This is a genomic window from Fontivita pretiosa (assembly GCF_050410795.1).
Classification (GTDB): domain Bacteria; phylum Planctomycetota; class Phycisphaerae; order Tepidisphaerales; family Tepidisphaeraceae; genus Fontivita; species Fontivita pretiosa.
In genome coordinates this window covers 2,126,737-2,143,891 of record NZ_CP191258.1, presented here as the reverse complement: position 1 = coordinate 2,143,891, position 17,155 = coordinate 2,126,737, and the positions used below count along the sequence as shown (strand labels likewise).

The 17,155-nt window shown below is 64.4% G+C and carries 16 protein-coding genes; 9 read left to right on the top strand and 7 right to left on the bottom strand.

Annotated features, from left to right (window positions below; translation table 11 throughout):
- Window positions 1–41 precede the first annotated feature (41 nt).
- The 3 genes from ACQS5P_RS08725 to rpsD all read left to right on the top strand — a co-directional run bounded on the left by ACQS5P_RS08725 (window position 42) and on the right by rpsD (window position 3,791).
- Window positions 42–1,013 carry a hypothetical protein gene (locus ACQS5P_RS08725; protein WP_428940510.1) on the top strand — a complete coding sequence of 324 codons (972 nt, stop codon included), beginning with the start codon at window positions 42–44 and terminating at the stop codon, window positions 1,011–1,013.
- A 278-nt stretch (window positions 1,014–1,291) separates the two neighbouring features.
- The gene (locus ACQS5P_RS08720) at window positions 1,292–2,806 is read left to right on the top strand and encodes a hypothetical protein (protein ID WP_428940509.1); all 1,515 of its coding nucleotides are present in this window, start codon (window positions 1,292–1,294) and stop codon (window positions 2,804–2,806) included.
- A 385-nt stretch (window positions 2,807–3,191) separates the two neighbouring features.
- Window positions 3,192–3,791 carry a 30S ribosomal protein S4 gene (rpsD, locus tag ACQS5P_RS08715; protein WP_428940508.1) on the top strand — a complete coding sequence of 200 codons (600 nt, stop codon included), beginning with the start codon at window positions 3,192–3,194 and terminating at the stop codon, window positions 3,789–3,791.
- 35 nt (window positions 3,792–3,826) lie between these two features.
- Here the strand turns inward: rpsD and ACQS5P_RS08710 are convergent, their stop codons facing one another.
- Window positions 3,827–4,459, bottom strand: coding sequence for a sigma-70 family RNA polymerase sigma factor (locus tag ACQS5P_RS08710; protein WP_428940507.1), 633 nt, complete (start codon window positions 4,457–4,459; stop codon window positions 3,827–3,829).
- A gap of 369 nt (window positions 4,460–4,828) precedes the next feature.
- On the opposite strand from ACQS5P_RS08710, the gene ACQS5P_RS08705 reads away from it, so the two are divergent.
- From ACQS5P_RS08705 to ACQS5P_RS08690, 4 genes are all read left to right on the top strand, one after another.
- A complete protein-coding gene (locus ACQS5P_RS08705; protein ID WP_428940506.1) occupies window positions 4,829–5,392 on the top strand; it encodes a response regulator in 564 nt (187 codons plus the stop codon).
- A gap of 37 nt (window positions 5,393–5,429) precedes the next feature.
- Entirely contained in the window at window positions 5,430–5,792 is a 363-nt protein-coding gene (locus tag ACQS5P_RS08700) for a four helix bundle protein (RefSeq protein WP_428940505.1), read from the top strand.
- Window positions 5,793–5,832: 40 nt separating this feature from the next.
- On the top strand, window positions 5,833–8,238 hold the full coding sequence (locus ACQS5P_RS08695) for an HDOD domain-containing protein (protein ID WP_428940504.1): 2,406 nt from the start codon (window positions 5,833–5,835) through the stop codon (window positions 8,236–8,238).
- 154 nt (window positions 8,239–8,392) lie between these two features.
- On the top strand, window positions 8,393–9,577 hold the full coding sequence (locus tag ACQS5P_RS08690; RefSeq protein WP_428940503.1) for a response regulator: 1,185 nt from the start codon (window positions 8,393–8,395) through the stop codon (window positions 9,575–9,577).
- 52 nt (window positions 9,578–9,629) lie between these two features.
- Here ACQS5P_RS08690 and ACQS5P_RS08685 read toward each other — a convergent pair whose 3' ends face one another.
- Entirely contained in the window at window positions 9,630–11,012 is a 1,383-nt protein-coding gene (locus ACQS5P_RS08685) for a hypothetical protein (RefSeq protein ID WP_428940502.1), read from the bottom strand.
- A gap of 219 nt (window positions 11,013–11,231) precedes the next feature.
- Here ACQS5P_RS08685 and ACQS5P_RS08680 point away from each other — a divergent pair, with 219 nt between their 5' ends.
- The gene (locus ACQS5P_RS08680; protein ID WP_428940501.1) at window positions 11,232–11,669 is read left to right on the top strand and encodes a hypothetical protein; all 438 of its coding nucleotides are present in this window, start codon (window positions 11,232–11,234) and stop codon (window positions 11,667–11,669) included.
- Between the two features lie 118 nt (window positions 11,670–11,787).
- On the opposite strand, the gene ACQS5P_RS08675 is transcribed toward ACQS5P_RS08680, so the two are convergent.
- From ACQS5P_RS08675 to ACQS5P_RS08665, 3 genes are all read right to left on the bottom strand, one after another.
- Complete coding sequence (locus ACQS5P_RS08675; protein ID WP_428940500.1) at window positions 11,788–12,018, bottom strand: hypothetical protein; 231 nt, start codon at window positions 12,016–12,018, stop codon at window positions 11,788–11,790.
- Window positions 12,019–12,376: 358 nt separating this feature from the next.
- Complete coding sequence (locus ACQS5P_RS08670; RefSeq protein WP_428940499.1) at window positions 12,377–13,270, bottom strand: hypothetical protein; 894 nt, start codon at window positions 13,268–13,270, stop codon at window positions 12,377–12,379.
- 78 nt (window positions 13,271–13,348) lie between these two features.
- A complete protein-coding gene (locus ACQS5P_RS08665; RefSeq protein WP_428940498.1) occupies window positions 13,349–13,927 on the bottom strand; it encodes a YceI family protein in 579 nt (192 codons plus the stop codon).
- A 199-nt stretch (window positions 13,928–14,126) separates the two neighbouring features.
- On the opposite strand from ACQS5P_RS08665, the gene ACQS5P_RS08660 reads away from it, so the two are divergent.
- Window positions 14,127–14,597: a PilZ domain-containing protein gene (locus ACQS5P_RS08660; protein WP_428940497.1), complete on the top strand. Its 471-nt coding sequence runs from the start codon at window positions 14,127–14,129 to the stop codon at window positions 14,595–14,597.
- Between the two features lie 178 nt (window positions 14,598–14,775).
- Here ACQS5P_RS08660 and ACQS5P_RS08655 read toward each other — a convergent pair whose 3' ends face one another.
- Together ACQS5P_RS08655 and ACQS5P_RS08650 are read right to left on the bottom strand one after the other, a co-directional pair.
- The gene (locus ACQS5P_RS08655) at window positions 14,776–15,531 is read right to left on the bottom strand and encodes an alpha/beta hydrolase (protein ID WP_428940496.1); all 756 of its coding nucleotides are present in this window, start codon (window positions 15,529–15,531) and stop codon (window positions 14,776–14,778) included.
- A 116-nt stretch (window positions 15,532–15,647) separates the two neighbouring features.
- Entirely contained in the window at window positions 15,648–17,144 is a 1,497-nt protein-coding gene (locus ACQS5P_RS08650) for a deiodinase-like protein (protein WP_428940495.1), read from the bottom strand.
- Window positions 17,145–17,155: the final 11 nt, after the last annotated feature.

The window sequence follows — 17,155 nt, the reverse complement described above, 5'->3', positions numbered from 1 at the left end:
CTTTCGGCAGGCTTGCACAACGGAAGTGACGGGTTGGAGTCATGGGTATTGAAGATCTGAAGCGGTGGCATTGGACGCTGATCGGAGCGGTGCTGGGCTTGGCGCTGGCGTACGTGTGGGTGTCGATGGGCGAGACCGATGAGCGCGTCCGTCGTGCCAGCGTCGCCGACTTCGAACGGGATCTGCTGCTGGTGGATGAAAAGTCCGGCCAACCGTACGTGCAGGACATCGTCGTGCGTCCACCGACGCGCACGCAGGCCACAACCAGCGGCTGGGTCAACGTGGTGACCTACAAGCGGCTGTCGCGCGATCGCAAGGGCAGGCTTGTGCTGGACGACCGTTATCTCTACGCGGAAGTGCCGTACAAGCCGGCCCTGCCCGGACGCGTGCAGCCCCGTCCCGATCTGACGATCGAGCAGTATCTGGAGGAACTGAAGGCCAAGGGCGCGCCGATCCGCTACCGGCGCGGGTGGTGGCATGAGCCGAAGACGGCGATGATGCTGGGAGCAGGGGCGGGGATGCTGCTGCTGGGCGGAGTGTGGGCGACGCTGCTGAACATCATGGTTGGCGCCGGCCTGGGACGTCCGCCTCAGCCGCAACCGACGGTCAGATCCTCCCGGCGATCGCTGCGACAGATTCTGCGGAGCTGGACCCGCCGCGCCGACAGGGCGGCGCCTGTGCCGGCCAAAGCCTCCGTCAGTGCCGAGCAGCAGCAACGCCTGCGCGAGGTGGCCGAGGCGTACGAGCAGCAACTGGCCGAGGGGGCCGTCGGCGTGGCGACGGCGACGGATCATGCCGCCGCGTCACCCGCCGCCGCGACGGAGGCCCGCAAGTTCGACGCCGCCCCGCTGGAGCCGGTTGCTCCGCTGAAGCGAGCGGATGAAGACGACGAAATCGAAATCAAGGGAGAGTACTACCCGGTGCTGATCCATCACAAGAAGCCTCACCACAAGGACCAGTCTCACAAGGATGATCAGCCTCATCAGGATGGCACAGAGCTCGGGCAGACCTGACCGCCGAACTGAAGCGTGTCAGGCGAGTTGCAGAGTCCGGGCGTCGATGCCCGCTGCGAACGCGGCGGGACACGCCCACGCTCACGTACAAGCCTGCTGAACCCGGAAGCATCGTGACATCGGTGGTCTCCGGCTTTCTGCGCGGCGGTCCATATACACCGGTTTATTCGGTGTATAATGCCGCCTGACGGGTGCACCGTCGCTGACGGGCGGCGACCCAATCGCGATTGCGGGGCGCCGAAAGCGCAGCGGCCATTTCACTCAGAAGGGCGGGCAGTATGGACGGGCGAGAAAGTGCCACACCGCGTTGTATCGCGGGCGTGCTGAGTCTTGTGCTGCTTCATCAGTCACTGACAGCGGGATCCGCGCGGGCAACGACTACGCTCCATGTCCCTGTCTATGGCGCGTCACCGGTAGACGTGTTCGCGCGCAACGCATCGGTGATTGGAATTACCGAGGATGCGACCGTTGCCGGCAACATCTGGCGCAACGCGGGATTCGGGATCGGGACCACGCCCTTTCGCTTCCGGGTTGGCGACCCGGAACCCCAGGCGCTTGAGGGCCTGGGCGCCGGCGGCGATGGGACGAACTTCGCCGGCGCGCTGGCGATCAATGCCTCTGGAACCATCGTTGGTCAGGCACAACATGCGACCATCGCAACCTATTTGCCAGTACGTTGGGATGCCGCAGAGACTGCGCCCACTCCGCTTGGACACCTCGGCACAGACGCGAATGGCCAGACGACAGCGCCTCCTCTGGCGATCAACGCGCGCGGAACGGCGGTCGGCTATGCGACGGCATGGTCGGCCGACGGGACCACAAACCTTGGTTCGCGCGCGGTTCGCTGGGATGCTGGTGGAACCGCCGCCACACCCCTCGGGCAGCTTGGTTACGCGGCTGACGGTTCCTCCGGTGCCTCCGCATGGCTCATCAACGACACGGGAATCATCGCAGGTGTGGCCGACAAGTATGACGCCTCAGGTCGCCGTGTTGGGCAGACTGCGGTGAGATGGGACGTGGGTGCGAACGGTCCGACAGAGCTGGGACTGCCAGGCGCGTGGGTAACGGGACGGCTGGTGTCCAACGTGGAAGCGATCGATGCCGCCGGCACGATCGTCGGCAGTGCCGTCAAGATCGACGATCAGGGTCGCGACCTGGGCACTCGTGCGGTCTTCTGGCCCGCAACCACGACCACACCCATCGAGTTGGGTCTCTTGAACGCGGGCTCTAACGAAATCTCGAGTGCCGCAGCTTATGGTATCAACGCCAACGGAACGATCATTGGCACCGCGCAGAAGGATTGGATAGCCGGCGTGGGTGCCCGCGGCGTTGCCGTGCGCTGGGACCCGGTCTCGCTTCAGCCCACGGAATTACCGAGTCTGGACCAGACCCTGTTGATCGGCGAAATCAACCGCGCGTCTGACATCAACGATTCGGGGCTGATCGTCGGATACTCCTACGTCCGGGTGCCGGGTTCACTCCACTTGCCTTTCCAGCCGCGGGCTGTCTGCTGGCTTGCCGATGGGACGCTTGTCAACCTGAATGATCTGATCGATCCCGACAGCGGTTGGCTGTTGATGACGGCGGATGCGATCAACAACAACGGATGGATTGCCGGCACGGCGTATTACGATCCGCGGCTGCCGGGCGGCTTCGTCCCACCGGGTTACGCGAATCGGTTATATGTCCTGCAGATACCGGAGCCGGCGACGACGGGTACGACGTTCGGAGCCATCGCGCTTCTGATACGTCTACCCCTCTTTACCGGAGTGCGCCAGCGACGGCGCGGTTGAATGTCACGGACAACCTGCCCGTGCGATGCTCGCTCGCACAGGCGGGACGCGGGTGACACAGGCTGGCGTGCTCCTGCACAGGCTCATGAGTATTCGTTCCAATTTGCCGGTGTGCTGTCGGCACTTGGGCCAACCTTCCCGGTCGGTTGCCGGCACCATGCTTGAGTCGCTCGCGGGCGTGGCTATAATTCGCCCGCCCGCGGTCGCAGGCAGGCAACGTTGTGTGGAACGTTGCGGCGACGGCGGGGCGAGCGCGGCGTGCCTCAGAACCACGCCCGCCGCCAAAAGCGCGTAAGCCGCGCGTCGCAGGGGTTAGTGGCCCGGCTGACGCCCGCCGCGCATGTCCTGAGATCCCGATTGCCCGGGATAGAAAGTGTCTGGCATCATGGCCCGTTACATCGGCCCGAAAGTCAAGTTGTCCCGTCGCGTCGGCGTTCCCATCGCCGACATCCCCAAGCACACCGCCAAGGAAGAGCTGGAGCTGCCCGGCATGCACGGCTATCGCGGCCGGCGGCATACTGAATACGGCGTGCGCCTGACCGAGAAGCAGAAGCTGCGTTATCACTATGGCGTGCTCGAGCGGCAGTTCCGCCGCTACATGGACATGGCCAAAAAGTCCAAAGGCAACACCGCCAACACGATGATCCAGATCCTGGAGACGCGACTGGACAACGTGCTTCGTCGGCTTGGAGTCGGGCGGACGATCTGGGCCACGCGGCAGATTGTGGCCCACGGGCATGTGCTGGTGGACGGAGTCAAGACCGACATTCCCAGCTATCTGGTCAAGCCGGGACAGGTCATCACGTTCAAGGAGAAGATTCACAAGCTGCTCCGCGAGAACATGGAGCAGAATCCAGGACACGCGGTTCCCGGCTGGCTGGAATGGAATCCCGCCCAGCTCACCGCAAGGGTGCTGGCGCTGCCCACGCCCGAAGACGTGCCGTTTGAAGTGAACATGAACCTGATCATCGAGTTCTACCGGTAAAAGATCCGAACACAGCGCCTCGCTGATCAGAACAGTCAGACCCCGCGGGCACTCGCCGTGTCGCGGGGTCTGCTTGTTTTACCGAGCGTCGCGCGATTGGGATTCGCGACGTCAGGACCTGCGGTATGTATCTGGCGGCGGAGTTTTCGCAGGCCGGCGGCGTGGAGTTGGCAAACCCTCGGCTGGGAGATGCCCAGGCAAACCGCAATCGCGGCCATGGGCACCGCCTCGAGGTAGTAAAGCTGAAGCACCAGACGTGTGCGCCGGGGCAGATGCTGGAGCTGGTTTTGCAGCCACAGTCGCTGCACCAGGCGTGATAGGGCATGTGAACGATCCAGAAGTTGATCAGGATCAAGTGGCTGGAATTGGGGCGTTGGCAGGTCATCTCGCCTGCTGCGGCGGTGGGGGAAATCACGTTGTCTCAGGCCGTCGAGCATGGCCCCGCGAATGCGACGCAGCGCGAACTGCTCGAAGGGCACGCCACGCGACGGATCGAAACGCTTCATGGCGCTGCGCAGGCCGACGTATCCGTCGCCGATCAAGTCGCCCGGCTCGACAGTTGGCGGAAGCCGGCGGCGCAGTTGGCCGGCCATCGCGCGGATCAGATTCAGGTGTGACGGACTGAGCTGTGACCAGGTGCATTGAGGGCGTTGAGGTGTGCGGTTCATGGAAGGCGGGTCCGATAATCGCCGACGGCTGAGCCAGCCGTCGTGCGGTGGATGGGTTGGCGACCGGGCAGAGGTCAGTGCCCGGCTACGAGCGGCGATTCGCCGCGGCGTGTCCGGCGCCACGAACGTTGCGCCGATCCTAACAAAATCCATACTAACTTTCCACGATTTTTGTTCAATCCGGCGCGATCCGATTTTCCGCAACTCTCAAGTTGCGAAAACCGCTCGCCGATGGTTAAATGGGAAAGATAGAGAAGGAGGTCAACTCTATCTGTCTGTGTGGCAAGCCCACAGGATTAACGCGTGCGGCGAAGCACGACCAGGTGGACTTGGCCAAAGCAACGCTCCCAGCTACGACGAGGGTCAGCGATGAAAACCGTATTCACGACCGGCGAGGCAGCCGAGATCTGCAAGGTCTCTCAGCAAACGATCATTCGCTGTTTCGACAGCGGGCGTCTGCGCGGCTTCCGTGTGCCCGGCAGTCGCTTCCGTCGAATTCCCCGCGATGCCCTCATCCAGTTCATGAAGGAAAACGGCATCCCACCCGATGCCCTGGACAGCGGCAAGAGCAAGATCCTGGTCGTGGACGATGATCCGGAGATCGTTGAGCTATTCGTGGACGTGCTGGAGCGCGACGGACGCTTCGAGGTCAAGACCGCCACCACAGGCTACGACGCCGGCATGCTTACCCAGGAGTTCAACCCCGATCTGGTAATCCTGGACTACATGCTGCCGGACATCAACGGCAACGTCGTGTGCAAGACGATCCGTTCCAAGCCGGAGTTCGAGCACACCAAGATCATCATCGTCTCTGGCGTGGTCAATCAGGATGAGATCAACGAGCTGCTCAAGGCCGGCGCCGACGAGTTCGTGAAAAAGCCGTTCAACATCGAGAAGATCATCGAGCGGATCGGGGAGCTGCTGGGCGTTTAGCCGGCAGCAGGCAGCCGGCAGCCGGCAGCGGGCAGACATGGGAGCGCGGAACTACCGTGATCTTCACGCCTGGCAGAAGGCGATGGATCTGTGCGAGCAGGTCTATCGGGCATCGCGTGAATTTCCACAGCACGAGACGTATGGCCTGCGGCTTCAAATGCGCCGGGCGGCTCTCTCAGTGCCCAGCAACATCGCGGAAGGACAAGGCCGCGGCAGCGACAGGGAGTGGGGTCGCTTCCTGAGCATCGCGCACGGATCGTTGCGGGAACTTGAGACACAGGTGCTGCTGGCGGCGAGGCTCGGCTATCTGGATTCGACAAGCACCGAGGCACTGATGCTTCTGGCCAGCGAGGTGGGTCGGCTGATCAATGGTTTGAGGAGAACGCTGGGCAACGGATAGCGCGCAGACCCTGCCCGCTGCCCGCTGCCTGCTGCCCGCTATGGCTGATTTACGCGAAAAACGCGTCGAGTTGATTCTCCAGCAACTGGAGGATCTGCCGACGTTGCCGGCGGTGGCGATCAAGGTCCTGGAGGCCACCGGCAGCGACGAGACTTCCGCCGCCGACGTGGTTCGTCTGATCAGCTCCGACGTTGCGCTGACGACGCGGGTGCTGCAACTGGTGCATCGCGCGGACCTGGGCGTGCGGGGGGAAGTCAACACCGTCGAGCGTGCCGTCGTGCTGCTGGGTTTCGCCGCGGTGCGCAGCGCGGTTCTGGCTGTTTCCATCTTCGAGACCTTCAAGCCCGCTGAGCAGTCCGCCGGCGCCCACTTCAGCCGCGAGGAGTTCTGGAAGCACTCCGTGGCGGTGGCCTGCTGTGCCGAGCTGCTGGCCCGCGAGCTGTGCGCGCGTTGGGGGCGCAACTGCGGGATCGATCCGGCCGAGGCGTTCGTCTGCGGGCTGCTGCACGACATGGGCAAGGTCGCGCTGGATGCGGTCCTGCCCAAGAGCTTTTCCAAAGTGGTCGAGGCCGCCGATCTGCTTCGCGGCAACATCGCCGATCTGGAGCGCACCGTCATCGGCCTGGATCACATGGTCGTGGGCAAGCGTCTGGCGGAGAAGTGGCATCTGCCGGCGACGGTGCGCGACTGCATCTGGCTGCACGGGCAGCTTCCGCAGGCGCTGCCTGCCACCGTCCGCAATCCGCGGATGGTCAACCTGATCACGCTGGCGGATCTGCTGGTTCGCGAGCAGCACCTTGGGTACAGCGGCAACTACATCTTCCCGGTGGCGCGGCAGGTGCTGGCCGACGCGATCGGCCTGGGTCGCGAGCACATCGAGGCGGTTCTTCAGAAGCTCGTGCAGTACATCGAGCCGCGTGCCCAGGCGCTTGGGCTGGGGCAGGCCAGCACCAGCGAGCTGTATCACCAGGCGTTGGCGCAGGCGAACCGGGAGCTGGGTCGGGTCAGCGGGCAACTGGCCGCCAAAAACCGCAAGCTCCAGATCCGCGCCAAGTTCTTCGATGCGCTGGCGGGCTTCCAGGCGGAACTGCGCCCCGACGCCCCGCCGAGCGTGGTGCTTCAGGCGATCGGTCAGACGGCGGTGAGCACGCTGGATGTCAGCAGCGCCGCGATCTTTTCCCTGCCCCCGGGACGCGATTACGCCGAAACCATCCTGGTCGATGCCCACGGGGATGTGTTCGAGACGACGATCATCGAGTGCACGGCCGGCATGTCGCGGAACATGCGCGCTCCGGGTGCCGCATCGACGGCATTGGCGGACGCCGCGGAAACCGAAGAGGCACCGGCCCGGCCCGTCGCCACGGATGACAGCGCCCGTAGCAAGCCGCCGCTGACACCCCCGCCGGGGGAAGGTCCGGTTTTGCCGGCCGGAGAAGAGCTGGAATGGTTCCTGTCGGCGGTCTCGCCGCGGCTGGGGCATGATCATCGCTACTGGATCTGCCTGGAGGCCGACGGAATGTGCGTGGGGGGGGTGGTGTGGGGCGCGGCGGCGGGAGAGGCGCAGCGACTGAGCACGCAGCTTCAGGAGCTGAGCGCGCTGGCCAGCGGATGGAGCCTGGCGCTTCGCACCGCGCAGATTCGTGAGGAAGCGCGCACGCTGTCCGAGCAGCTCGCCGAAGCCAACCGCCAGCTTCAGACGGCGCAGAATGAGATTCTTCGCAGCCGCACGCTGATCACGGTGGGGGAGATGGCCGCCGGCGCAGCGCACGAGATGAACAATCCGCTGGCGGTAATCAGCGGTCGATCGCAGTTGCTGGCGGCGGAATTAACGGACCCGAAGCAGAAGGCGGCGGCGCATCTGATCTATGAACAGTCGCAGCGGTTGAGCGACATCATCACCGAGCTGATGGATTTTGCCAAACCGGTGCCGCCCAGGCCCGTGGAATCGGACCTGTCCGAAATTGTTCAGCAGGCGTTGCACGATGCAAAGATGCACATCGAGAGCGCCGATAGGTCAGTTGAGCTGACGCTTGCGGAGGTGCCGCCAGTGGTCGTGGATCCACAACAGGTGACCGCGGCGCTGGCGCAGGTGATCGATAACGCGTTTCAGGCGACCGAGCCGGGCAAAGGGCAGGTGGCGATTCATGGCGCGTACGATCCGTATTCGCAGATGGTCGTGCTGACCATCGCCGACAACGGCTGCGGCATGGACGAGGCGACTTTGAAGCGGGCGTTCGATCCGTTTTTCAGTTCCAAGCCCGCCGGCAGACGCCGGGGGATGGGACTGGCCAAGGCGCTGCGATGGATCGAATCCAGCGGCGGGTCGATTCGGCTGGAGAGCCGTCCGGGACAAGGCACTCGCGCGATCGTGTTGCTGCCGGCGTCCAAGAGCGTTCGACCGCCGCAGGCGGGAAGCACGATGTCCCTCAGGAAGGTCGCGCAGTGACAATGACCGATGCCGCGGGTCGAGTGCTCAACGCCGAGACGGTCATTGAGATCCGATTTTTCGCCGGTGGTATGGGGCTGAAGATGGGGGCTTGAGGGTAAGGGTGCCGTTTGAGCCGTAATCCGTACCTGGTCAACGGACAGGAGTGGAGAACATGACCCCGCCGGTAGTCAACACGGAAGCAGCGACCCGGGCGCGACTTCGCCCCCGCGTGCTGGTGGTTGACGACGAACCTGTGACGGTGGAGCTGGTCCACGACGTGATCGGGCGCGCTGGAGAATACCGCGTGCTCAGCGCGCGGGATCTGGCCGAGGCGCGGCAGATCCTGGCGACGGAAAAGGTGGATCTGCTGCTGGCGGATGTGCACCTTCCGGACGGAAACGGGATGGAGCTGCTGCCGCAGTTGCGCCAGCGCAACCCCGCCGCCGCCGCCGTCGTCATCACCGGACAACCTTCGATCAGCGGCGCGATCCATGCCCTGCGCGCGGGGGTGGTCGATTTCCTGCCCAAGCCCTTTACCGCCGAGCATCTGCTGGAGCGGGTGAAGCTGGCGATGAAGCAGCAGGCGTCGGTTGCCCGTCGCGAAATCCGCCTCGCGCGGCTCAAGCAGGCGGTTCGCAAGCTGAACACCACCCGCCACACCATCAGCAGGAAAGTCGATCTGCTGTGCAACGACCTGGTCAGCGCCTACGGCGAGCTTTCCCGCCTGGTCGATACAGTCCGCAATCAGGAGGCGTTCCGAAAGCTGGTTGAGCAGGCCAACGACCTGGAACAAATGCTCTGCCACGCGATGGACTGGATCCTGCGACAGGTCGGATACTGCAACGTGGCGATCTGGCTGGCGTCGGAGGAACATGTCTTTGAGCTGGGCGCGTACATGAAGTACACGATCGCTGGCGAGCCGGAGCTGACCGAGGCGATGCGCAGCGGGCTGCTTCCGTTGATCACCCGCGAGGGCAGCGTCCACCTCTTTGGCCCGGAGGCACGCCAGCAGCTCACCGACGCTGAGTACGAGCTGCTCGGCGGACAGGAAATCGTCGGATGCAACTGCACGTATCTTGGCGAAAGTCTGGCGGTGATCGTCCTGTTTCGCGATGAAAAAAGCCCGTTCACGGATGAAGATGTGGCGATGCTGCGCGCGATCAGCCCGATCTTCGCCGTGGCGCTGGCGAACATCGTGCGCCGGTCTCAGGACGATCAGGATTCATCGGAAGAAGACGACGGCGGGACGCTGCTGGACGAGTCTGGCGGCCCGGGCGACGGCGACGGCTTCAAGCCGCCCAGGCCCGGAAAGTCGGACGCCGACTGGTGGAAGCGCGGCGATCCGCCGCCATTCTGATTCCCCGCGACCAGCTCTCGCGCGCTCACGCATGCTGCGATGCAGATCGCGTTCAGGCGATGTGCGACTGCGGCTGATCGATGGGATGCACGGCAGCCGGCTGCGCCGCGGGCGTGGCCTGCGGCAGGCGCGTCGGCCCGGCAGCGGCTGGCTGGCTGAGGGGGAATCCGCCCGGGGGCGTTTCCCGCGGCTGTCGGATGTGACGCTGGAACACCCACGGAAACTCGAAGTGATGTCGTCGGTACAGCGTGCCCAGATGCCAGCACAAAAGGTGCAGCAGGTACACCCCCGCCGCCAGAACACCCCAGGACACATACCAGCGGATGTACGAGGGCAAGGCGAGCCACTGTCGCACATCCTCGTTTAAGGCTCCCGCACCCGCGGCGCTGACCAGCAGTGCGCCCGCCAGGTACAGCGGCCCGCCAATCGCCCAGGTGATGATGGCCACCAGGTACTCCGCGCCGCAGATGAACATGACGCGGACCAGCCGGTCCGGGCGGAGGTTCAGCACGCTGCCGCTGGTCATCAGCGTCAATACCACCGCCGGGAAAAAGACCGTCCCCGCCCCCGCCAGGCAGCCGCTCAGAACCCACCTGACCTGCGACGGAAGGTCGGTGGCGGTGAGCAGCAGGAGCAGGGCCGGACCATAGCACACGACCAGCGCTGCGATGATCCGCACCAGCGGTGCAAACAAATCCTCCTGAAAGCTCACCGAGCGAAGAGGCGCCGGAAGCTCATCGCGACTGGTCGGGCCGGTCTCATCGATCACGTTCCCGAAATGCGCGATCAGCACGCCATGCAACATCGCCCAGAAGGGGATCAGGATCCAGTAAAACGCCGCGATGGCAGCGAGCATGAACTGGGCGATGAGGTGTCCCAGCAGCATGAAGAACATGACCAGCAGATTGATTGGCCGCAGCAGGCGCAACGGGATGCGAAACAGCTCCAGTGGATCGGGCAGATCGATGCCGTCGATGGCCTTTGGCGGCGGCTTGGGGGCAAGCTGGGCGGTGGGGATCGGCGCCTTGGGGCTGACGTAGCTCTGGTCGGGCTTGACCTCAATGGGGCGGATCAGCTCGCCGGTAATCGGATCGTACCTGGGCGCGCCCGGACGGACCTGGTCGCGCAGCTCAAGCGGCACTTCCTCTCCGCCGGCACGCAGCACATCCTGCATTGTCAGCCGCAGATCGATCGGATTCCCTTCGGCGTCAAAGTGCTGGCGAGTGAAGGCGGTGAACAGTTCCCCCAGCCGCTGGGGCTCATGTCGCTGGGGCGATGGTTCCAGCTTGTAGATCCCTTCGCCGTCGAGATTGCTGATCTCCCCCAGGGTTGGCACGTCGTTGAGTCGCTTGCATTGCGGGCATTGGATCAGCCCCCCGGCCAGGTCTGCTGGCACCGAGAACTTGAAACCGCACAGGCAGGGGAAGTCGATCATACCGTCGCGGCTCCCGGATCCATTGACACCAAATTGTAGCCGCCCGCGGCGGGGCGACCAGTCCAACGTCCAATGATCCGTTGCACAGATGACGCAGCAGCGACGCGGATCGGGGCTGAGTGGTGATGAAGGGGCGCGGAATTGTTGGCCCGCGTAAGGAACCTTAGAATGCGCTGACCGCGGCCGGGGGAGAGCCGGCGGATGGAAAGGAATCGGTCTATGTGCTGGCGGGTCCGGGCAGGCACGAACGCAGTGCTTGGGTTGATCCTGGTGGTGGGCGCGGCGCTGTGGGCCACTTCGTCGGCCATGGCGCAGGATCAGGTCAATCCCGAGGAGCTGAATCGCAAGTATCAGGACGCGCTGGCGCAGCTCCGTGCTGCCCAGGATCGCCGAAATGAGCTGACCGTCGAGAACGAGAAACTCACCGCGCGAATCGCCGAACTGGAAAAGCAGTTGACTGACGCGCAGCGCCAGGCGGCGGCACTGGCCGAACAAAGCTTTCTTTTCCGCTCGCACTACGCGGCGTGGCAGGCATTTCTGAGGCGATACCCGCAACTGGCGGCTCGATGGAAGCTGTTCATCGAATCCAATCCGCTGGCCCAGCCAAGCGATCTGCCCGAGTGGCTGGATCCGCATCCGCCGACCACGCAGGGTTGAGCCTCCGCCAGGTAACGGGCGCGCATCAGATTCCCTTCGGGGTCCTCGGTTTGCCCGTCGGGACCTGCACACTGACAGTGACAATCCGCCTGTCCCCCCGGCGCAGCAATGGCCGGGGCTACTTCTCGCCAGCCATCCGCTTGAGAATCAGCTTCGCGACATCGGCCTCGATCTCGCTGGGATAGTGCCGCAAGACCGCGGCCTGAATCAATTCGTTCTGACTGGCGAACCACTCGACCAGTCGCGACATCATGGCGACCTGGGTCATGCCATGCTTTTCGCTCAGGGCGGAAAGCTTCTGTTTGGCCCCCGCGGTCAACTCGATCCGCATGATGAACCGGCGTGACATGTCTGCTCGCATCGGCGCGCGTGGCGCCGTGTGAAAAACAACACGGTGTGATGGCATTCGTGTTGCCACACCCACGTCCTGCGGGACGACCACGCGGTCACCCCGCCGAGACATCGGCACTGGTCAGGGGCGATCCATTTCGCGATCCAATGCACTCGACATGACAACCAGCGCAATTCGGAGCGACGCGGCGCAAATGCGATGTGACTCACCAGATCGTTACCAGATCGGTTCCTCCTGCTGCCGTACAGTCTTTGCAGCGAGTTTATAGCAGCTTCGGGGAAATTGTCACGGGGACCACAATCTGCCGACAGTCGTGGATCGCCGTAGCAGTGCCGCCGTCGCCGGGCGGGGGGCTCTATGGAGCGTACGGATCACTGCCGCTGCGCAGGGTATCCAGGAACTGGGGAACGACCAGTGCGGCGGCCAGCGCCAGCGGCACCATGACCGCCGCCAGCATTGCCACGGTGCGTGCGGCGACGGGCAGCCGCCGCAATCCCGGCGCCCGCCCCACCCACAGCAGCAGCGGCGCCGCTCCCAGCAGACCAAGCGGCCATGGCCCAAGCTCGGCCAGGTGATATCCGGACCACAGCAGACATCCCAGCAGCGCGCTCAGGACGGTGTTGCCGCCTCGCTGCGGGCCGAAGCGGTCCTTTCGCCACAGCGCCATGATCGCCAGCGGGATGGCCGCCCCGGTCACCGCCAGTCCCAGCCGACCGAGGATGATCGAGCCGGACATCATCAACATCAAGGCGACGGCGGCGGCGAGGATCGGGGCGGCGCATGCGACGGCGATGCGCTCTCCCACGTTCGCCACGTGCTCGAAGCTGATCCACCACATCGTCGTCAGGATGCCGGCCGTGGCGATCCATCCAACTGCTTCCCAGCCGGTCCAGACCCCGAACCGCAGCTTGTTGGCAAACAGGATGGCGAACATCGCGATGAACAACAGGCACAGCCCGATCCACCGGACCACGATCGGCAGGCGAAGGATGGATTCCAGCAGGATCGAGAGCAGCGCCACGCCCGCCGCCAGATACAGCGTCCATCCGGTAGCGTCGATGGGGGGAAATGGTGGCCAGTCGCCGGTGATCGAGCGGAAGCTCGAGGCGTATCCTGCGGCAAGTGCGGCCGCAGCGCCCCAGTACCCGCCGGCCAGAGGGCGCGCTTGGCTGCGCCAGGCGCGCCAGGCGAGCGAGAGTATGATCAGCGACACGGCCGCCGGCACGAGGATGTCGCGTGGGTGAGGCATCGCGTTGTGCTGAGCCGCGGATTCGGCGGGCAGACGATCGGCGCGGTCGCCGAACCAGCCCGCCCAGCGGGGACATGCTCATTGCCGCACGGCCTCGAAGCTGACGAAAACAGTCACCTCGTCGCCGACGGCTTGGGGCATGGTCTTCATCCCGAAATCGCTGCGTTTGATGGTGAACTGAGTGTCGTAGCCGGCGCGATAGCCGAACTGCGGGCCTTTATCGCCCTGGCCGACCTTCTTGAGCGTGACTGTCAGCGGGCGGGTCACGCCGTGAAGGCTGAGCTGTCCGCTGAGCTCGTAGGTGTTCTCGTCGATCTGCTTCACGGAGTCGCTCTTGAAGCTGATGGTGGGGAACTGTCTGGCGTCAAAGAAGTCGGGGCTTCGCAGGTGCTTGTCGCGGGAGTCGTTAGCGGTGTGGACGCTTTCGGCCTTGACGTGCACCTCCAGCGAGCTTGCGGCCGGGTTGCCGGTGTCAATGACGAAGCTGCCGGTGGGGCCGGGGAAGGTTCCCCAGACGTAACCCACTTCCAGATGTCCGATTTTGAACACCACGAAGGAGTGAACGGGGTCGATCTTGTAGGTATCGGCGGCGTGAAGAGGCGAGATCCAAGCGATCAGCCCGATCACCATCGCCACGGTTGCACAGAGTCTGGTCATTGTTGCTCCTTTCCCTTTGCAGACAATTCTGGGGCGGTGGATGGTATTCCCGGTCTGGCGGAGATTTCCTGTGGCGGCTGGTCCGATAAGGCGATTTATTCCCATGTTCACGAAAATACCCAAATTAACAAAAGTCAGGGGTTGTCGGATCCGATAGAAGGGTTGCCAGATTGACCAGTTCAACAAGAGGAGCGATGCGATGACAACCCTGCACGAGCGAGCCGCCCAGATTGTCAGCGACCACAACGAGCCGCAAGTCGAGATCAAGATTCGAGCCGAACGCCGGGCGCACCGCCGGGCCGATCTGGAACAGCAGGGGCTGACTGTCGAACGCTGGGATGGCGCCCGACGGGTGGGCAAGCCGTTCGGGCAGATCATCGATCTGTCGGCCGGGGGAGTGCGCATTCGCACCGACCAGCAGAATATTCGCCCGGAGAACCAAATCCGCCTGCGGCTGGAACTGCCCGAATACGCCGGCATCTGCCCGTTCGTGGACGCCAGCGGACCCAGCCTGCAACCGAAGCGCGAATGGGTGGGCTGGCTGGCAGTCAGCCGCGTGCAGAAGGTGGATGAGAAGCGCGTGGACGTGGCCGGGCGACTGGTGGATATGGAAGACCTGGACCGGGGGATGTTGAGCCTGTACCTGTCCGCGCAGCCTCTGGCGGCGTGAAGATCGTGGCGGGCGCGATTCGGGAGTCTGATCGCGCCGCCTGTGTTTTCCCGTGCAGCCGGCAAGCACGTTCGCCGTTGGCAGTCGCAACGACGCCTGCAACCAACGGCGGGCAAGCTTGCCGGCTGTGCTGTTTGGTGATCGCGTCTGTCACCGCGCGCCTGTCACTGCGCGTCTGCTACTGCCGGAAGGGTTTGAGCTTCAGCACCTTTGCGTGAAACGCGATGGCATCGCGGACGTGGTTGTCCCAGTAGTCCCAGTCGTGTCCGCCGGGGTATTCCCAGTATTCGTGCTCCACGCCCAGCGCCTCCAGCTTCAGGTGAAACTCGCGATTGTCCTTGAGCAGAAAGTCATCGGTGCCGCAATCGATGAGCAATCTGGGCAGCGGGCGTTGGCGCCCCGCCCGGGCGGCCAGGTGAAGCAGGTCGTGATCGGTCCCGCGCGGGTCAGCGCCGAAGACGTCGGATCGGTCCATACCGTTGCTTCGCGGCCAGGTTTTCGAACCGTGCATCAGCGCGCCGGAGTGGCTGTTGGCGCTGGCGTACAGGTGGGGATAGGCCAGCGCCGCGCGCAGGGCGCCGTATCCGCCCATCGATAGTCCCCCGATGCATCGAGCCGCCCGCGACGCCCTGGCCGGGAATGTCCTCTGTATGAACCCCACCAGCTCCTCGGAGATGTATCGCGCGTAGGCCGGGCCGTTGCTGATGTTGGTGTAGAACCCGCGGTACCCATCGGGCATGACCACCATCAACGGCAGTTGCCTCACGTACCACTCGATGCGCGTGCGGCGATGCCAGATCGTGTGATCATCCGATAGCCCGTGCAGCAGGTAGTAGGTTGCGAACGGCGGCCTGCCGGCGTCGGGGAGAATCACCGTCGTGGCGACGGTTTTGTCCAGGACTTTGCTGAACCAGTGAATCTGACAGATGGACATGCCCGCAGAGCATCGGCGATCCGGTGCCACAAGACAAGCTTCAACTGCGGCTCGGCAATGCTGGGTGTATCGCGACTTCCTGTATCACGGGCGATGCGCGACCTGTGACATGCGGATCAGCCCGGTTGTGCAGAGGGGATGGAGGTGGCTGGCGCTGGCTGCTGCGGCCCGGCGGCAAGCGCATCCTGAATGATGCGTTTCATGGCATATGGCTCGAACCATCGTTGCCTGGCTACAAGCGTGCCGTCGCGGGCGATGAGAAAGGCGGGGCAGCCTTCGCGGGCGGAGTAAAGACCGGACACGGCATCGTCCATGGTATCGATCACGATCGGCACGCTCAGTCGCAGCGCCGCCCTGGCGCGGCGGGCCAGCGCTGCCCGCGCCTCGGGTTCGGCGGGTTGCTCAACCGCGATCCCTTCTTCTGTGTTGCGGTCCACTTCCCATTGCCCCACCGGATGATGCTCGCGCGTGTAGACCAGCAGAAGATTCAGCCGGCCGCTGAATTCGCGCCGGATCTGCTCCAGCCCCGGCGCCCGCTGGCGGAACGTCGGAGAGGAAAACGAGCCGAAGACCAGCAGCACCGGGCGTTCCCGATAAAGCGATGAAAGCTGGACGATCGATCCGTCCAGCTTCGAGAGGGTAAAGTCGGGAGCCACTCGCCCCAGATCCGGTTCCCGCGGATCCGGAGGCGCTAACGCCGAGGGCGCCGCCTCCTCCGCCGAATCGGCCTGGGCCGATCCGGTGGTCGGCCCGGGCCGATTCCGATCCCCTCGCCGGCGTTCCGGGGCGCGATCGCGCGGTGGCTGATCCTGCCGACGTTGCTCTCTCAGCTCGCGCGGGGGGCGTTGTTCCTGATCCGGGCCGGTACGCAGAAGCTCGCGAAGCCTGGCACGCTGCTCTTCGGTCAGAATCTGCGACAACTGCTCACGCAGTTGCTGCATCACGGCTTGAAGCTGTTCGCGCGCTTCTTGCAGATCCTGTCGGGCCTGCTCACGGATCTCGGCGATTTTGCGTCGGGTGTCGGCGAAAAGCTGGCGGATCTGCTGCTTCTGCTGGTCGCTCAGTTCGAGCTGATCGACGACCTGACGCAGTCGCTCCAGTGCCGCGGTGATGCGTGGCCCGGGGCCGGCCAGACCCGGCTGAGTCGCCGCGCCAGGCCCGCGGCCCGCCTCCCTTGCCGCGATCCGCTCACGCAGCTCCTGCAAATGTCGCTCGAGTTTCTCCGCCTGCGCATCGCTCAGCTTCGACTTGATCCTGCCGATCAGTTCCTGGACGAATTGCCGGCCACGCTCGAAACGCAACTGCGGATCGGCGTCACGCAGCTCCTGGGCCATCGCCCGCCACTTCTGACGCGCTTCCTGAAGGATCGCCTCGATGTCGGCCTTCTGCTGATCACTGAGCTGAAGCTCATCCAGCAGCTCGCGGAGGCGTTCCAGAACCGCACCTGGGCGCAGCGCCGATCGCGCAGGCCCGCCCCCGGCACGCGCCGTTGCCGGCGGGCGTTTCGGCTCTTCGGCCGCCGATGCCGTGCCGATCGACATGGCCGCGCCCCACAGAATCGTTATCGCGATCAGGATCGTTTGCCCAAACCTGCCTCTGTTAACGGACCTCATAACCAAAACTC